Genomic DNA, 15,692 nt, shown 5'->3' on the forward strand with positions numbered 1-15,692 from the left:
CTCTTTTACTGCTTATGAGGATTGGTGTGGCTGACCGTAGTGGTTTTGACCACCACGCGACGGCGAGCTGGAGCCCAGTCCAGTGCGCCAATGCGTACCAGATAGACCAGACCCGCCAGGAGCACCAAAATGAAAATTGCGGCTTCCACAAAGCCGATCCAACCGCTTTCACGGATTGAAGTCGCCCATGCGTATAAAAAGAGGGCTTCGACGTCGAAGATGACGAAAAACATCGCAACCAGATAAAATTTCGCCGACAGGCGGATATGGGTATCACCAACGGATTCAATGCCCGATTCGAATGGCGTGTCTTTGTAGCGGGCGCGCGCTCTGCCGCCAAGCAGCCATCCTCCGGTCAGCATGAAAGCACACAGGCCAAAGGCAATAACGATAAATACGATAAACGCCCAGTGCTGAGCGATGATTTCGGTGGTAGTTGACATACTCATTGCTTACTCATCAAAAGTGGCGCTGGCATCCTGCACGCGTTTCCCGCAGCAAACTGACCACATCGATTCAAGGGAAGGATAAAAACCTTTCAAATGTCGCTGTTATTACGTAATAAGCAGCTATTTTATGGGGTTTTTTACTCCTTTCTATAACCTTTTGTCAACTTTGACAAAAGTATCCAAACATTATTTCACACCTGCATCATATTATTAACAAATGATGCCCCGCTTTCCAGCTAAATCGCTTCAGTCTGTAGGGTTAATTTTAGTGTAGCGGGTATTCACATGCATGGATCGTGCATTTAACAAACATATTTTGACAGGTATCACTGAATTTTCCCTCCCCTTTCCAGGGCTATTTTTTTGATCCAGAACACACTTTTGCCCTTTATGCGTTAATTTTCCCCACCTGAAACGGTGATTCGGAACAAAACGTTCGGTTTTTTGGTCTGGAAATTTCAATTCAGTAGATGCTGAAATTTTTTTAGTCGGGTCAGGAGAGGCAGATGAGTCAGTAAGGGACATCGGGCGGGGGTCAGACACAAAAAAGCCTCTCGTTCTTTTCAGGGAAGGAGAGGCTTATTTATAAGCGTTTATTAAGGCAATCACGCAGGTATTGAGTACAACACGTTAGCGAAATTACTCTTCATCATCCAGCAACAGTGAACCGTCGGGATTATTGCTCAGGTTATAAGGATCATTGGTGGACTGCATGGCATTGAAGATAGCCAGCGCCAGTTCATTATCGCTGTCTGGATTACGGCACAGCAGATATTGCGTATCCGGCAGTACCGGCAGTCCTTCAGCTGCACCCATAACACGCAGTTCCGGGCTCATCATCTCGACCGGACGTGCCGTCACACCCAGTCCCGCTTTCACCGCAGCGCGCACTGCAGCCAGTGTGGAAGCGACATAAGAGATACGCCACGGGATGCCCGCTTCGTTGAGATGATCGATAGCCATATCACGATAAGGACTTGGCTCATCCAGCAATACCAATGGAATGGCTTCGCCACGCTGGAAGATATAATCCGCTGCGCAGTACCACAAGGTAGGTGAAGTACGCAGTACCTGATAGGTAAAATTGCCCGGGCTGGAAGTGGTCACAACCAGGTCCACTTCACCCTGATTGAGCATTTCCATCATAAACGGATTACGTTTAACCCGCACATCGATTGCCAGTTTCGGATACACCGAGGTCACCCGGTTTAGCAGGAACGGCAGAATAGTGTCAGAGGTGTCATCAGAGGCGCCAATAGTCAGCACGCCCTGAATGTTGCTGTACATCAGAGATGTGCAGGCTTCGTCGTTAAAACGAAGAATTTTTCTCGCATAGCCTAAAAGCTGGATACCGTGCTCTGTCAGAAGCTTATTACGTCCATGTCTGGCAAACAGCTCTTTACCTACCAATTGTTCCAGACGCTGCATCTGCTGACTGACTGCTGACTGGGTTCTGCAGACCGCTGCAGCGGCTGCTGCAAAGGTATTCAAATCCGCAACGGCAACGAAGGTTCTCAGCAGATCGAGGTCGAGATTCAGTATCGGACGATTTGCATTAGTCATGTTTTTTCTTCACTTATAAGATTTTTACGAACTACTACCCTGGTGTTATCACAAGCTTATCAAAGTGATAAGCAGTAATGGTGCTCAATGACAGTCCTGTGTGAAGACTGACACAAAAAAAGTTTATGTGGATCCTGCACTGTTGACTCCTCTGAAGGGTCATAGTGCTATTCAAGACAGATACAACTTCTGAACCGATGGCGCTGGGTGCGCAAATGCAGGAAGCTGCGTAGTTGTCTTATTCCCACCAGAAAGAATCGTGTGGGATAGAAAGCGCACTTTACGGGCTATCAAAGCGAAGCGGCAAAGTGCACTAAATAATAAATTATACTTAATCATTTTTGACTTCAAAATGGAAATGATTTTGTGAAAAGCGCTGTAAATTTTGTGCTAAAGGCATTTCCAGACCCTTATGCCACATTATTGATCACTTTTTAAGCCTTCAGCGTTCTGAAATTTAGTGAGGAAGTGTTAAGTACGGCTCACAATCCTGCAATAAAGGTGCCATATGAAGCTCTGCTTTTGGCACTTTTCCGGCGAACACAAGGCCTTAAACGCGCCACTCTTAAGCAGCGTTAAGGCGTAATCTTCAGGCACGTTATAAAATCGTCCATAATTTGAACATTTATAAAATATCCTTTAACTATTTCTCTAAGTGTATATTTCAGGTGCAAAGAAAAGTTCCATTTCAATAACTTCCAGATAGCGTTCATGATGCTAAAGCCATATGTCGGTTCAGCAGCGCTTTGGGCAAGTTAAAATCCTGCATTAATGCCAATTTATGGTTTTATTAACCAGTTTACGCGACAACAAATATTTTTTACGCTGCGCACCGGGCAAAAAGTTGTTGAACCCGCCAAAACGGGGCGGCACCCTTCTTTTGTGACTGTCAGGAGAGTACATTGTGCTGGTTGGATTTCTGTGGCAGCCAAAAGGATTCTGCCCATTAAGGCGGTAACAATGACTTTTCAAATTGATAAATCCGGAAAACTCGATAACGTCTGCTATGACATCCGTGGCCCGGTACTGAAAGAGGCTAAGCGCCTCGAAGAAGAAGGTAACAAAGTACTGAAGCTGAACATCGGCAATCCGGCGCCGTTTGGTTTTGAAGCACCGGATGAGATACTGGTCGATGTTATTCGTAACCTTCCCAGCTCTCAGGGCTATTGTGACTCCAAGGGTCTCTATTCCGCCCGTAAAGCGATCATGCAGCACTACCAGGCGCGCGACATGCGCGATGTCACCGTAGAAGATATCTACATTGGCAACGGTGTTTCAGAACTCATCGTGCAGGCGATGCAGGCGTTACTGAACAGCGGCGACGAAATGCTGGTGCCGGCCCCCGACTATCCGTTATGGACGGCTGCGGTTTCCCTCTCCAGCGGTAAAGCAGTGCACTATCTCTGTGACGAATCAGCAGGCTGGTTCCCTGACCTCGATGATATCCGCAGCAAGATAACGCCTCGTACCCGCGGCATCGTGATTATCAACCCGAATAACCCCACTGGCGCGGTCTACAGCAAAGAGCTGCTGTTAGAGGTGGTTGAAATTGCGCGTCAGCATAACCTGATTATTTTCGCCGATGAGATCTACGACAAGATCCTCTATGACGATGCACAGCATCACTGCATCGCAGCGCTGGCACCCGATCTGCTGACTGTTACCTTTAATGGCCTTTCTAAAACCTATCGCGTTGCCGGTTTCCGTCAGGGCTGGATGGTACTGAACGGGCCAAAGAAACATGCTAAAGGCTATATAGAAGGACTGGAGATGCTCGCCTCGATGCGCCTGTGTGCCAACGTACCGGCGCAGCATGCGATTCAGACGGCGCTGGGCGGCTACCAGAGCATTAGCGAATTTATCATGCCGGGTGGTCGTCTCTACGAGCAGCGGCAGCGCGCCTGGGAGTTGATTAATGATATCCCAGGCGTCAGCTGTGTGAAGCCGCAGGGCGCGCTTTATATGTTCCCGAAAATCGATGCCAAAAAATTCAACATTTTCGACGATCAGAAGATGGTGCTGGATTTTCTGTTACAGGAGAAGGTGCTACTGGTTCAGGGCAGTGCCTTTAACTGGCCATGGCCCGATCACCTGCGCATTGTTACGCTGCCTCGTGTGGATGATCTTGAGATGGCGATCAATAAATTTGGCCGCTTCCTGCAAGGCTATCGTCAATAATCAGGCCCGCGTATACTGACGCTATTTGGGGAGAGCCAGAGCCTGTCTCTCCCCCGCCAGCCAACAGGAACGCTCATGACACAAAGCCACTTCTTTGCTCATCTCTCCCGTCTTAAGCTGATCAATCGCTGGCCGCTGATGCGCAATGTGCGCACCGAAAATGTCTCCGAACACAGTCTGCAGGTCGCTATGGTGGCGCATGCCCTGGCCGTGATCAAAAACCTTAAATTCAACGGGTCGCTTAATGCCGATCACATTGCCATGCTGGCGCTTTACCACGATGCCAGTGAAGTGCTCACCGGCGATTTACCGACTCCGGTAAAGTATTACAACGCGCAGATCGCCCACGAATATAAGAAAATCGAGAAGATTGCTCAGCAGAAGCTGATTGAGATGCTGCCTGAAGAGTTTCAGGCGATCTATCGCCCGCTGATCGATGAGCATCTGCACAGCGAAGAGGAGCAGGCTGTTCTGAAACAGGCGGATGCGCTCTGTGCATATGTAAAATGTCTTGAGGAGTTGTCTGCCGGGAACAACGAATTTTTACTGGCCAAAGCGCGGCTGGAAAAGACCCTGGCACTTCGGCGTTCGCCGGAGATGGATTACTTCGTTGAGGTGTTTATTCCGAGCTTCAGCCTGTCACTGGATGAAATCTCGCAGGATACGCCACTCTAAGCCCGGCGGTCTGGCCGCCGGGCCAGCCTTTAAGCCTGCTGACGGAAGGTAAAGCTGCCGTCAGACTCGCGGGTTATCACCAGTGATGCCAGTGAGTCGAGCTGAAGCGCTACCTCATCCAGCCGGGGTGTCTCCGCCGGCGCATTGATGGCAATCACCGCACAGCCAGCATTCAGGCCGGATAAGATTCCGGCAGGTGCATCTTCTGCAACCACGCACGATGTCGCCGCTAATCCCAGCTTCTCCGCGCCAAGCAGGTAGGGATCGGGCTCCGGTTTGCCCTTAGCCACCTGTTCAGCGGTAATAAACACGGCAGGCTTCGGTAAGCCTGCGGCTTTATGACGTGCATGTGCGACCGGCACTGAACCGGAAGTGACAATCGCCCAGGGAATCTGCAGTTCGTTCAGCCGGTTCAGCAACGCGTTGGCCCCTGGCAGCGCCTGCACACCGTCGGTGTCCGCCGCTTCAGCCTGCTCCAGCGCAACAAACTCCGCCTGAATAGCCTCTTCCGACTGGCCTGCCATGAAATGACGCAGAGAGGTGATCGCCTGTTTGCCATGAATGAAATCCAGAATCTCATCAGCCGCGATGCCATGACGGGCACCCCACTGGCTCCAGGCTCGTTCAACCGCTGGCAGTGAATCCACCAGCGTGCCGTCTAAATCAAATAGAAAACCTCTGTAGGTCACGCGCTCCTCCTCATCAGGCATTAATCACTTGCGCAATTTCGTTTGCACTTAAATGGTACTGGCGCGGACAAGTCTGCCACAAAGCTAACATCCGTTGATACTTTTCCCACATTGGGGTCTGCGCATTAAAACCATGGGTGCCGGAATCGAAGTGCGTATAACGCCCTTCTGTATTGACCATAAAACGGACATAACCCAGCAGGCGCGCTTCCGTTGCCGCATCGAAGCCCAGAAAGGCCAGACGGCGCTCTTCAAGCTCACCTTTCTCTTTAAGGTTCGACCAGGAGACGTGGAGAGCGTGATGCATTTCCATAATATCGATTACCGTCCGGCAGATCGCTTCGCTGAGTTCGCCAAACTCTTTGTCCAGCTCCCGCATCTGCAGCGCATAACCGCGTTCGATGATGGTCTGGTAACGACGAAAACGCTCCGCATTTTCCGGCTCAAGCATGGCCATCATTTTGTACTGATTAGTGAGAATCAAACGCTGCGCATGGGTCATTTCCATCATTTACTCCCGGTCAGAGACCGCTCAGTTAATCGACAATGGAGAAATCATTGCACAGCGTTAGCGACACGGAAATCGCCGTATCACCATTCTTTGATTTGGCCGCAGGTTAGCGGTAAATATTTTACCGCCAGCCCGGGATAGGTCAGAGATCGTCGAGGAAAGTGCGGTCGAGTTGTTTGAACGCCCGCTTTAGCAGATCGGCCAGCGCCTGATAGGTCGGCTTGCCTTCTACTGGCGCTGTCGCCTGCCCCGCTTCTTCCAGCCGGGCACGAACTTCATGAAACCAGTTAAGCAGCGTCGGCGGCAGCGGCGTCACAGAACGCTTTCCCAGCCACCATAATCCCTGCATCGGCAGGGTACAGGCAAACAGCGCGGTCGCCACGGCCGGGCCTAACTGACCGCCCATCGCGATCTGCCAGGTCAGCGTAAAAATCGCCAAAGGTGGCATAAAGCGAATAGCAAAACGCGTTGCCGATGAAACACGGTTTTCCGGGAACATGGGTGCCAGGCGCTTATCAGCCGGCCAGGTCTTCATATAGTGTTGGCCGCGCTGAAACATCCGAAACCAATTGGTACTGCCAGATTCATTCGCCATGGCTCACCTCAACTAATGCTGTAAAAATTAAAAAATAGTTATAACTACACAACTTTACGTGACATCCTTCAATTATTTTTGTCTTTAAAGGTGACTCCAGCTATTCTGACGCCGTTTTACCCCCTTTCCGGAAGCGGATTGCGCTTTTGGGAAGAGGCCTGAGCCAGGTTCAGACGAGGCAATCTTCAAATTTTCGCGTAAGATTGCCGAATTTTTTTGCGGAAATGCAGAATTCTGTCTACCGCATGATGTTTGTCATTAATCTACCAGCTTTCATGGGCTACGCTGTTAGTCTGATTGCGTTTTATTTAGCCACTCTCAAAAAATAGGTACTTCCATGTCGAGTAAGTTAGTTCTGGTTCTGAACTGTGGCAGCTCTTCCCTTAAGTTTGCCATCCTCAACCCTGCCAGCGGTGAAGAATTCCTGTCTGGCCTGGCGGAATGTTTCCACCTTCCTGAAGCCCGCATCAAATGGAAGCTGGAAGGCGAAAAACAGGAAGCGCCTCTGGGTGCTGGCGCAGCGCATAGTGAAGCGCTGAACTTTATCGTTAAAACCATTCTGGCACAAAAACCTGAGCTTTCGGCACAAATTGCTGCAATCGGCCATCGTATCGTTCATGGCGGCGAGAAGCTGACTCAGTCAGTCATCATCACTGAAGAAGTGGTACAGGGCATCAAAGACGCCTCTTCTTTTGCACCGCTGCACAATCCGGCTCATCTGATCGGTATTGATGAAGCGATGAAAAACTTCCCGCACCTGTCAGATAAGAATGTCGCGGTATTTGACACCGCTTTCCATCAGACAATGCCGGAAGAGTCTTATCTCTATGCGCTGCCGTACAAATTGTATAAAGAGCATGGCGTTCGTCGCTATGGCGCGCATGGTACCAGCCACTTCTATGTGACCCATGAAGCGGCCAAAATGCTCAACAAGCCGCTTGAGTCACTGAATATTATTACCTGCCACCTCGGTAACGGCGGTTCTGTCTCTGCCATTCGCAACGGCGAGTGTGTGGACACCTCAATGGGCCTGACCCCACTGGAAGGCCTAGTGATGGGTACCCGCAGTGGCGACATCGACCCGGCAATTATCTTCTTCCTGCACGATACGCTGGGTATGAGCGTCGATGCCATCAATAAACTGCTGACCAAAGAGTCTGGCCTGTTAGGTCTGACTGAAGTCACCAGCGACTGCCGCTACGTGGAAGATAACTACACCACCAAAGAAGATGCGAAGCGCGCAATGGATGTCTTCTGTCATCGCCTGGCGAAATATATCGGCAGCTACACTGCGCTGATGGATGGCCGCCTGGACGCCGTGGTATTTACTGGCGGCATCGGTGAAAACGCCGCGATGGTTCGTGAACTCTCACTGAAAAAACTGGCACTGCTGGGCTTTGACGTCGATCACGATCGCAACCTGGCGGCCCGTTTCGGCAAGTCTGGTTACATCAATAAAGAAGGCACCCGCCCGGCGCTGGTGATCCCGACCAACGAAGAGCTGGTCATCGCCCAGGACGCCGCGCGTCTGACTGCGTAAACACTTCTCTCCGTCAGCCCAAGCTGACGGAGTTGTTTTTGACACCCTGCCATTACTGAGAGGTTCAAACGTGTCACGTACAATTATGCTCATTCCGACCGGCACCAGCGTCGGCCTGACCAGCGTCAGCCTCGGCGTTATCCGCGCCATGGAGCGCAAAGGCGTTCGGCTCAGCGTCTTTAAGCCGATTGCTCAGCCGCGTACCGGCGGCGATACGCCGGATCAAACCACCACTATTATCCGTAAGAACTCTTCGATTCCTGCCGCTGAACCGCTGCAGATGTCACGTGTTGAATCACTGCTGGGATCGAACCAGCAGGATGTGCTGATGGAAGAGATCATCTCCCGTTACCATGCCAACACGCAGAATGCGGAAGTGGTGCTGGTTGAAGGTCTGGTCCCTACCCGTAAGCATCAGTTCGCCAACGCGCTGAATTATGAAATCGCGAAAACCCTGAATGCGGAAATCGTCTTCGTGATGGCGCTGGGCAATGACTCTCCGGCCCAACTGAAAGAGCGCATTGAACTGACGCAGAGCAGCTTCGGCGGTCAGAAGAATAAAAATATCACTGGCGTGATCATCAATAAACTCAACGCGCCGGTCGATGATCAGGGGCGTACCCGCCCTGACCTGTCAGAAATTTTTGATGACTCGTCAAAAGCCAGCATCGCCAATATCGATCCTAAGCAGTTGTTCTCAGACAGCCCGCTGCCGGTGCTGGGCTGCGTGCCGTGGAGCTTTGATCTGATCGCCACCCGCGCAATTGATATGTGTCGTCACCTGGACGCGCGCATCATCAACGAAGGTGAGATTCAGACCCGCCGGGTTAAATCGGTCACCTTCTGCGCCCGTAGTATCCCGCACATGCTGGAGCATTTCCGTCCAGGCTCACTGCTGGTGACTTCCGCAGACCGCCCGGATGTACTTGTCGCCGCCTGTCTGGCCGCCATGAACGGCATTGAGATTGGCGCTATCCTGCTGACCGGTAACTACGAGATTGACGATCGTATCGCGCGCCTCTGTGACCGTGCCTTCCAGACCGGCCTGCCGGTGTTTATGGTGAAAACCAATACCTGGCAGACCTCTCTGAGCCTGCAGAGCTTTAATCTTGAAGTGCCCGCTGATGATACGCAGCGCATCGAGAAAGTGCAGGAATATGTTGCCAGCTACATTAATGCTGACTGGATTGAGTCACTGACCGCCACGTCAGAGCGCAGCCGTCGCCTGTCGCCACCGGCCTTCCGCTATCAGCTGACTGAGCTGGCGCGTAAAGCGGGCAAACGCGTCGTGCTGCCAGAGGGTGATGAGCCGCGTACGGTTAAAGCGGCCGCTATCTGTGCTGAACGCGGTATCGCCACCTGCGTACTCTTAGGCAACCCGGATGAGATTCAGCGTGTTGCTGCGGCTCAGGGTGTTGAACTGGGCAAAGGGGTTGAGATTGTTGATCCGGAACAGGTGCGTGAAAACTACGTGCCGCGTCTGGTTGAGCTGCGTAAGAGCAAAGGGATGACCGAAGTGGTCGCCCAGGAACAACTGGAAGATAACGTGGTGCTGGGCACCATGATGCTGGAGAGTGGCGAAGTGGATGGCCTGGTTTCAGGTGCGGTTCACACCACCGCCAACACCATTCGTCCGCCTCTGCAGCTGATCAAAACTGCGCCTAACAGCTCACTGGTTTCATCGGTGTTCTTTATGCTGCTGCCGGAGCAGGTGCTGGTTTACGGTGACTGCGCGATTAACCCGGATCCCACCGCTGAGCAGCTGGCTGAGATCGCTATTCAGTCAGCCGACTCTGCTAAAGCCTTTGGTATCGATCCACGTGTTGCGATGATCTCCTACTCTACCGGCACGTCAGGTGCAGGCAGCGACGTTGAAAAAGTGCGTGAAGCAACGCGTATCGCGCAGGAAAAACGTCCTGATCTGGTCATTGATGGTCCGCTGCAGTATGACGCCGCGATCATGGAAGATGTGGCGAAGTCGAAAGCGCCAGATTCACAGGTTGCCGGTCGCGCCACCGTCTTTATCTTCCCGGATCTGAACACCGGTAACACCACGTATAAAGCGGTACAGCGTTCAGCCGATCTGATCTCAATCGGGCCGATGCTGCAGGGTATGCGTAAGCCGGTTAACGACCTGTCGCGCGGTGCGCTGGTTGATGACATCGTCTATACCATCGCCTTAACCGCTATTCAGTCTCAGCAGGCTGAACAAGGCTAAGCGTCAGGTAAGAACGCAAAAGGCATGCCCCAGGGCATGCCTTTTTTTCGCCGGTAACAGAGCTAGAGGCTTTAATGCGGATCGCTGAGGCGTTAAAGCGCCCGTTTTCAGGCCCGGTTATCGCCGTTGCGGCTCATCCACAGAGAGAGCGCTTTAAGCGAATCGTCAGTGAACTCATCACAACGTGCGGTGATCTCATCGGGCGTCATCCAGATAATCTCATCGACTTCCGATTCCTGCATGGCGAATGGCCCATGTGACACACAACTGAACAGACCGCCCCAGACGCGACAGTGCTGATCTTCGAAGTAGAATTTGCCATGCTCAGCAAACGGCACCGCAGCAATTCCTAACTCCTCTTCCGCTTCACGTCGCGCAGACTCCAGCATATCTTCACCGCTCTGCACCACGCCGCCTGCGGTTGCGTCCAGCTTGCCCGGCATAAAATCTTTTATCTCTGTGCGACGCTGCACCAGAATTTTGCCCATACCGTCATGAACCACAATATAGGTAGCGCGGTGACGCAGGCACTCAGCGCGCATCTGCGCACGTGTTGCCTGAGCAACAACTTCATTCTCTTCGTTTACGATATCGACCCACTCGATGCCGTCACCCGCAGTTTGATCCACCATCCGTAACCCTTTCCTGTTTGGCGTACACTTGGGTACGCAGTTTGCCACGTCTTTATTTTTATGTGGCGTAAGGTAATCACTTCCGGCAGCCTGAGCAAGCCCTGGCTGTTACCGATTTTTACCACTTTCTGCTAACCACAGCTGTACTGAGGCTCGCTGCCACTGAAACTCAGCATAATCCCGCAGACGCGCGGGCAAAGGATCGCCATGCAATACCAGCCGGTTAAGCATCACCGCCAGATCGGTATCCGCAATTGACCACTCGCCAAACAGGTTCTGTTGCCCGTCAGGCAGCAGGCGATCGACGGCCATAACCAGTTTATCCACCGCCTGCTGCGCTGATGCGGTCAGCGGCGCAAAGCGCTCACCGGCAAACAGCACTTCTGTGGGACGCTCCTGACGTATCCACAGGAAGTCACTGCGCAGCCAGGCCTGGATCTCTCTGGCGCGGGCACGCTTCTCGCGGTCGCGGGGATAGAGGCGCTCAAATTCGGGCGCCGGAAAGCGCTCTTCAAGATATTCGGTAATCGCCGAGGATTCGCTTAACAGGAACGCATCAATCTGCAGGGTCGGGACCCGGCAGGTCAGCGACAGCTCGCGGTAAGCCGCGGCGTATTGCTGATTCTGCGACAAATCGACGCGCTTCAGCTGGAAAGGGATCCCTTTTTCGGTAAGAGCAACATAGGCCGACATGGCGTAAGGACTGAAAAATGATGAATCTGACCACAGGGTGATGGACGGATAATTCATCGGTTACCTCAATTGGCTGTCAGGGTTGCATCATGTTTACCGATTTTTATTTGGGAAGGCAACGCTGAGCTGATCCGATCTCTGCCTCCGGAATAAGAAAGCGCGACGCGACTCACGATAGAGTGGCTCGACTCTTCTATGCTGAAAGATGCAAATAACAAAAACATCAAGGGAGCCGCAACATGCACATTCTTATTACCGGTGGCACGGGACTGATTGGCCGTCACCTGATTCCGCGCCTGCAACAGCTGGGGCATCAGATCAGTGTGGTGACGCGTGACGTGGTCAGCGCACGTGAAAAACTGGGCGAAGAGGTCGCGCTCTGGTCAGGGCTGGCGCAACAGTCGAACCTGGATACGATCGATGCGGTCATTAATCTGGCGGGAGAACCTATTGCCGACAAACGCTGGACGGAGCCGCATAAACAGCAGCTGTGTGAAAGTCGCTGGCAGATAACCGAGCAGATCGTCTCACTGATCAACGCCAGCGCCACACCACCGTCCGTGTTGATCTCAGGTTCGGCAACCGGCTTTTATGGTAACACCGGCGATCTGGTACTGACTGAAGAGGATCAGGGTCAGGATGAGTTTACTCATCAGCTCTGCGCCCGCTGGGAGCAGCTGGCGCTCGCGGCTGAAAGCGAACGCACCCGCGTCTGCCTGCTGCGAACCGGCGTGGTGCTGGCGTCTGAGGGCGGCGCACTCAGCAAAATGAAGCTGCCCTTTAAACTCGGCATCGGCGGGCCGATTGGCAGTGGTAAACAGTACATGCCGTGGATTCACATTGATGACATGCTAAACGCCATTATCTGGCTGCTGGAGCATGATGATCTGCGGGGTCCGTTCAATATGGTCGCTCCCTACGCGGTGCGTAACGAGCAGTTTGCCGCCACCCTGGGCCGGGTGATGCATCGTCCGGCCTTTATGCGCACGCCTGCCAGCGCCATTAAACTGATGATGGGCGAATCGTCGGTGCTGGTGCTGGGAGGACAGCATGTGCTGCCAAAACGGCTGGAAGCCTCAGGCTTTGGTTTCCGCTGGTACGATTTGCAGGAAGCGCTGCAGGATGTCGCAGGATAAACATACGGCGGCCCTGGGCCGCCGTATGTTTCGTTAGTTACGCTGCTCTGCTACACGCGACTTCACTACCTTCTCTTCACGCGTATGCCCCGGTTGTGGCACACGAATAATAAAGGTCAGCACGCCAGCGAACACGTATAGCCCGGTATAGGCCCATACCACACCGACAATGTCGAAGAACGGCAGCATGACTGAGGCGATAGCCGGTGCCACAAAGTTACTGAGTCCTGCGGAGAGGTTGTAAATAGAGACCGCAGCGCCTTTATGATGCGGTTCCAGCGTGGGAAATACAGCGGTCATCGGTACAAACGCGGCGACAAAAATGCCCAGCATTACCGCAGGGATTAATGCGACCCAGAAGTTATGACCCGCATACAGCGGCAGATAATAAAAGGTCAGGCTGGAGATGGCCATCCCCAGGCAACCAAACCAGCGCACCTGACGGATCCAGCCCAGCTTCTCTCCCGTGAGGCCCCAGAAGATATTCGTAAATATAGTGACAAAGAAGAACACCGCCCAGATTTGTAGCCATTCAGAGATGGTAAAGCCGAGACGATCGACAAACAGTAGTGGCATGATAATGGCGAAACCAAACAGCGACAGCGTGTTGATGATGCGAATCAGGCAGGCATAAAACACATTCTGATTGGTGAACAGGATGGTCACGGCACGCGCCATCTCTGTCATCTTGTCACGCATCGGCAAATTCACACGAGAGCGATCCACCGGTACCTTGCGCAGGCTGAAGTATGCGAGGATCCCACCACAGGCCACCCAGATAATAGCCAGCCACAGCGTCCCCGTTTCCCCCAGCATCGGAATGGTGAGACTTGGCAGATAGCTGCCAATCACCCCGATGCCGACAGAATACATCGCCCAGAACCAGCCGGTCGCCGCCGCCAGTTTTTCGCGCGGTAAGACCTGCACCAGCATCATCATGAAAGAGTAGATAAACAGCGGATAAGCCAGCCCGCGAATGCCGTAGAACAGCACCATCAGCGGATAGTTGCGCAGGCCAAGCCCCAGCGACATAAACAGCGTATGCATCACGATCCATAACACAAAGCCAATCATCATCGCGCGCTGCGGTGTGATCAACTCGGCTACCACGCCAGATGCCCAGGCCGCCAGGGCTGCCGCTAAGCCATAGAAGGTGAATACGACTGCAGACTGCGCGGGCGTAAAGCCCATATCGGTGATATGGCGCGACAGAAACGCCATTTCAAAGCCATCACCCGCCATAAAGATTGCGATAGCGAGGAAACCCCAGAACATCTTTTTCGGTAAGCCAAACCAGTATTCGTTCGATTGCATCACAATTACCTTCTGTCTGGTTAGTCGTTATGCAGGCAGCAAACTGCGCACCTGTTGTTGCTGGACGTAGAGTTCCCGGAACAGACATAGCCGCTTTTGCAGCACGGCAGCGCGCGTCTCGTCCGGTTGGTAGCGCGCCTGCACAGCCGGCTTCAGACACACCTCATGCTCAAGGCCGCCATCAGCCAGCCACGCTAAACGTGCCGCACCCAGCGCGCCAGATGCGCTGGCGGGATGGGTAACAATGGGCAGTTGCAGCACATCGGCAATCAATTGAGCCCACAATGTGCTACGTGCGCCACCACCGGTCAGGCTGCACTGCTGAATGTGATGCCTGGCATCGCCGAGCACACTCAACCCATCAGCCAGCCCAAATGCCACGCCTTCAACCACCGCATAGCCCAGCAAGGCGCGCGGGGTTTCATGGCGCAGATTGAAGAAAGAACCGGATGCGTCAGGATCGTTATGTGGTGTGCGTTCACCAGACAGATAGGGCAGGAAAACCGGGGCGCTACGCACTTGCTCATCACTGAACTGGACCATCTCCTCCATCAGCTGGCTTTCACTGACCGACAGCAGATTGCACAACCAGCGCAGACAACTGGCTGCGCTAAGCATCACACTCATCTGGTGCCAGCGGCCCGGTAACGCATGGCAAAAGGCGTGCACCCCGCATTGAGGGTCAGCCCGTAAGCGGTCGTTTACGACAAAAATCACACCGGAGGTACCCAATGAGATAAACGCATCACCGGGATTCACCGCCCCCACACCGACTGCCGATGCGGCATTGTCACCGCCGCCTCCCGCGACAGTAACCGCAGTAGATAAACCCCACTCGCTCGCCAGCGTCGGCTGCAGGCGTCCACTTATGGCACTGCCTTCTACCAGTTCAGGCATTTGGGCACGCTTCAGTCCGGTGATGGCCAGCAGTTCTTCCGACCAGTCACGCCGGGAGACATCGAGCCACAGCGTTCCGGCAGCATCCGAAGGCTCACTGACAAAGCGCCCGGTAAGACGCCAGCGCAGGTAATCTTTCGGCAGCAGGACCTTATCGATGCGGCTGAAAATTTCTGGCTCATTTTCCGCGACCCAGTGCAGTTTCGGCAAAGTGAAGCCGGGCATAATCATATTGCCGCTAATTTCCATTATCCGGGGATTGCTCTTCCGTAGCCTTTCACACTGCGGTGCACTGCGCGTGTCGTTCCAGAGGATACACGGACGCAGCACCTTCCCCCCGGCATCCAGCAACACGGCCCCGTGCATCTGTCCCGATAATCCAATAGCGCGAATCGCGGCCCATGCCAGAGGAAACTGATGACGTAATCCCGCCAGAACCTCGCTGCAGGCTTGCCACCAGCATTCAGGATCCTGTTCAGCCCAGTGGGGATGGGGACGCTGCACGCTCAGCGCGGCGTGCTGAGCCGCCACAATCTCACCGTGCGTATTAATGATCAGCGCTTTAAGCTCTGAGGTACCAATATCAATGCCGAGATACATAA

14 protein-coding genes are annotated in these 15,692 nt (G+C 53.2%); 5 read left to right on the forward strand and 9 right to left on the reverse strand.

Features of this window, described 5'->3' with window-relative positions; genetic code table 11:
* Positions 1 to 5: 5 nt before the first annotated feature.
* On the reverse strand, positions 6 to 449 hold the full coding sequence (locus HFD95_RS09345; protein ID WP_010258058.1) for an NADH-quinone oxidoreductase subunit A: 444 nt from the start codon (positions 447 to 449) through the stop codon (positions 6 to 8).
* A gap of 639 nt (positions 450 to 1,088) precedes the next feature.
* Positions 1,089 to 2,012, reverse strand: a complete 924-nt coding sequence (gene lrhA / locus HFD95_RS09350) for a transcriptional regulator LrhA (RefSeq protein WP_010258055.1) — start codon at positions 2,010 to 2,012, stop codon at positions 1,089 to 1,091.
* A 960-nt stretch (positions 2,013 to 2,972) separates the two neighbouring features.
* Between lrhA and HFD95_RS09355 the strand changes: the two genes are divergently transcribed.
* Complete coding sequence (locus HFD95_RS09355) at positions 2,973 to 4,190, forward strand: pyridoxal phosphate-dependent aminotransferase (RefSeq protein WP_010258051.1); 1,218 nt, start codon at positions 2,973 to 2,975, stop codon at positions 4,188 to 4,190.
* A 75-nt stretch (positions 4,191 to 4,265) separates the two neighbouring features.
* Positions 4,266 to 4,865: a 5'-deoxynucleotidase gene (gene yfbR, locus HFD95_RS09360; protein ID WP_010671453.1), complete on the forward strand. Its 600-nt coding sequence runs from the start codon at positions 4,266 to 4,268 to the stop codon at positions 4,863 to 4,865.
* Between the two features lie 29 nt (positions 4,866 to 4,894).
* Here the strand turns inward: yfbR and HFD95_RS09365 are convergent, their stop codons facing one another.
* The 3 genes from HFD95_RS09365 to yfbV all read right to left on the reverse strand — a co-directional run bounded on the left by HFD95_RS09365 (position 4,895) and on the right by yfbV (position 6,660).
* Positions 4,895 to 5,554: a sugar phosphatase gene (locus tag HFD95_RS09365; RefSeq protein WP_010258046.1), complete on the reverse strand. Its 660-nt coding sequence runs from the start codon at positions 5,552 to 5,554 to the stop codon at positions 4,895 to 4,897.
* A 13-nt stretch (positions 5,555 to 5,567) separates the two neighbouring features.
* On the reverse strand, positions 5,568 to 6,062 hold the full coding sequence (locus HFD95_RS09370; RefSeq protein WP_010671451.1) for a YfbU family protein: 495 nt from the start codon (positions 6,060 to 6,062) through the stop codon (positions 5,568 to 5,570).
* A 145-nt stretch (positions 6,063 to 6,207) separates the two neighbouring features.
* Positions 6,208 to 6,660 (reverse strand): terminus macrodomain insulation protein YfbV, encoded by a 453-nt coding sequence (gene yfbV / locus HFD95_RS09375; RefSeq protein ID WP_010258042.1) that lies wholly within the window; start codon positions 6,658 to 6,660, stop codon positions 6,208 to 6,210.
* Between the two features lie 337 nt (positions 6,661 to 6,997).
* Between yfbV and ackA the strand changes: the two genes are divergently transcribed.
* Complete coding sequence (gene ackA, locus HFD95_RS09380) at positions 6,998 to 8,200, forward strand: acetate kinase (protein ID WP_010258040.1); 1,203 nt, start codon at positions 6,998 to 7,000, stop codon at positions 8,198 to 8,200.
* 85 nt (positions 8,201 to 8,285) lie between these two features.
* Positions 8,286 to 10,418, forward strand: coding sequence for a phosphate acetyltransferase (gene pta / locus HFD95_RS09385; RefSeq protein WP_031292718.1), 2,133 nt, complete (start codon positions 8,286 to 8,288; stop codon positions 10,416 to 10,418).
* 107 nt (positions 10,419 to 10,525) lie between these two features.
* On the opposite strand, the gene yfcD is transcribed toward pta, so the two are convergent.
* Positions 10,526 to 11,050 carry an NUDIX hydrolase YfcD gene (gene yfcD, locus HFD95_RS09390; RefSeq protein ID WP_010258035.1) on the reverse strand — a complete coding sequence of 175 codons (525 nt, stop codon included), beginning with the start codon at positions 11,048 to 11,050 and terminating at the stop codon, positions 10,526 to 10,528.
* 108 nt (positions 11,051 to 11,158) lie between these two features.
* Positions 11,159 to 11,800, reverse strand: a complete 642-nt coding sequence (gene yfcF / locus HFD95_RS09395) for a glutathione transferase (RefSeq protein ID WP_010258032.1) — start codon at positions 11,798 to 11,800, stop codon at positions 11,159 to 11,161.
* 182 nt (positions 11,801 to 11,982) lie between these two features.
* Here yfcF and HFD95_RS09400 point away from each other — a divergent pair, with 182 nt between their 5' ends.
* Positions 11,983 to 12,879: a TIGR01777 family oxidoreductase gene (locus HFD95_RS09400; RefSeq protein WP_010258028.1), complete on the forward strand. Its 897-nt coding sequence runs from the start codon at positions 11,983 to 11,985 to the stop codon at positions 12,877 to 12,879.
* Between the two features lie 33 nt (positions 12,880 to 12,912).
* Here the strand turns inward: HFD95_RS09400 and HFD95_RS09405 are convergent, their stop codons facing one another.
* Positions 12,913 to 14,193 (reverse strand): MFS transporter, encoded by a 1,281-nt coding sequence (locus tag HFD95_RS09405; RefSeq protein WP_010258025.1) that lies wholly within the window; start codon positions 14,191 to 14,193, stop codon positions 12,913 to 12,915.
* Between the two features lie 27 nt (positions 14,194 to 14,220).
* Positions 14,221 to 15,690, reverse strand: a complete 1,470-nt coding sequence (gene xylB / locus HFD95_RS09410; RefSeq protein WP_167430168.1) for a xylulokinase — start codon at positions 15,688 to 15,690, stop codon at positions 14,221 to 14,223.
* Positions 15,691 to 15,692: the final 2 nt, after the last annotated feature.

Origin of the sequence: Pantoea sp. EKM10T (assembly GCF_011800685.1) — a bacterium.
Classification (GTDB): Bacteria; Pseudomonadota; Gammaproteobacteria; order Enterobacterales; family Enterobacteriaceae; genus Pantoea; species Pantoea agglomerans.

Excerpts from the sequence above, each read along its gene's own strand:
- HFD95_RS09345 (WP_010258058.1), bottom strand. The coding sequence starts at position 449 with ATGAGTATGTCAACTACCACCGAAATCATCGCTCAGCACTGGGCGTTT.
- lrhA (WP_010258055.1), bottom strand. The coding sequence starts at position 2,012 with ATGACTAATGCAAATCGTCCGATACTGAATCTCGACCTCGATCTGCTG.
- HFD95_RS09355 (WP_010258051.1), top strand. The coding sequence starts at position 2,973 with ATGACTTTTCAAATTGATAAATCCGGAAAACTCGATAACGTCTGCTAT.
- yfbR (WP_010671453.1), top strand. The coding sequence starts at position 4,266 with ATGACACAAAGCCACTTCTTTGCTCATCTCTCCCGTCTTAAGCTGATC.
- HFD95_RS09370 (WP_010671451.1), bottom strand. The coding sequence starts at position 6,062 with ATGGAAATGACCCATGCGCAGCGTTTGATTCTCACTAATCAGTACAAA.
- yfbV (WP_010258042.1), bottom strand. The coding sequence starts at position 6,660 with ATGGCGAATGAATCTGGCAGTACCAATTGGTTTCGGATGTTTCAGCGC.
- ackA (WP_010258040.1), top strand. The coding sequence starts at position 6,998 with ATGTCGAGTAAGTTAGTTCTGGTTCTGAACTGTGGCAGCTCTTCCCTT.
- pta (WP_031292718.1), top strand. The coding sequence starts at position 8,286 with ATGCTCATTCCGACCGGCACCAGCGTCGGCCTGACCAGCGTCAGCCTC.
- yfcD (WP_010258035.1), bottom strand. The coding sequence starts at position 11,050 with ATGGTGGATCAAACTGCGGGTGACGGCATCGAGTGGGTCGATATCGTA.
- yfcF (WP_010258032.1), bottom strand. The coding sequence starts at position 11,800 with ATGAATTATCCGTCCATCACCCTGTGGTCAGATTCATCATTTTTCAGT.
- HFD95_RS09400 (WP_010258028.1), top strand. The coding sequence starts at position 11,983 with ATGCACATTCTTATTACCGGTGGCACGGGACTGATTGGCCGTCACCTG.
- HFD95_RS09405 (WP_010258025.1), bottom strand. The coding sequence starts at position 14,193 with ATGCAATCGAACGAATACTGGTTTGGCTTACCGAAAAAGATGTTCTGG.
- xylB (WP_167430168.1), bottom strand. The coding sequence starts at position 15,690 with ATGTATCTCGGCATTGATATTGGTACCTCAGAGCTTAAAGCGCTGATC.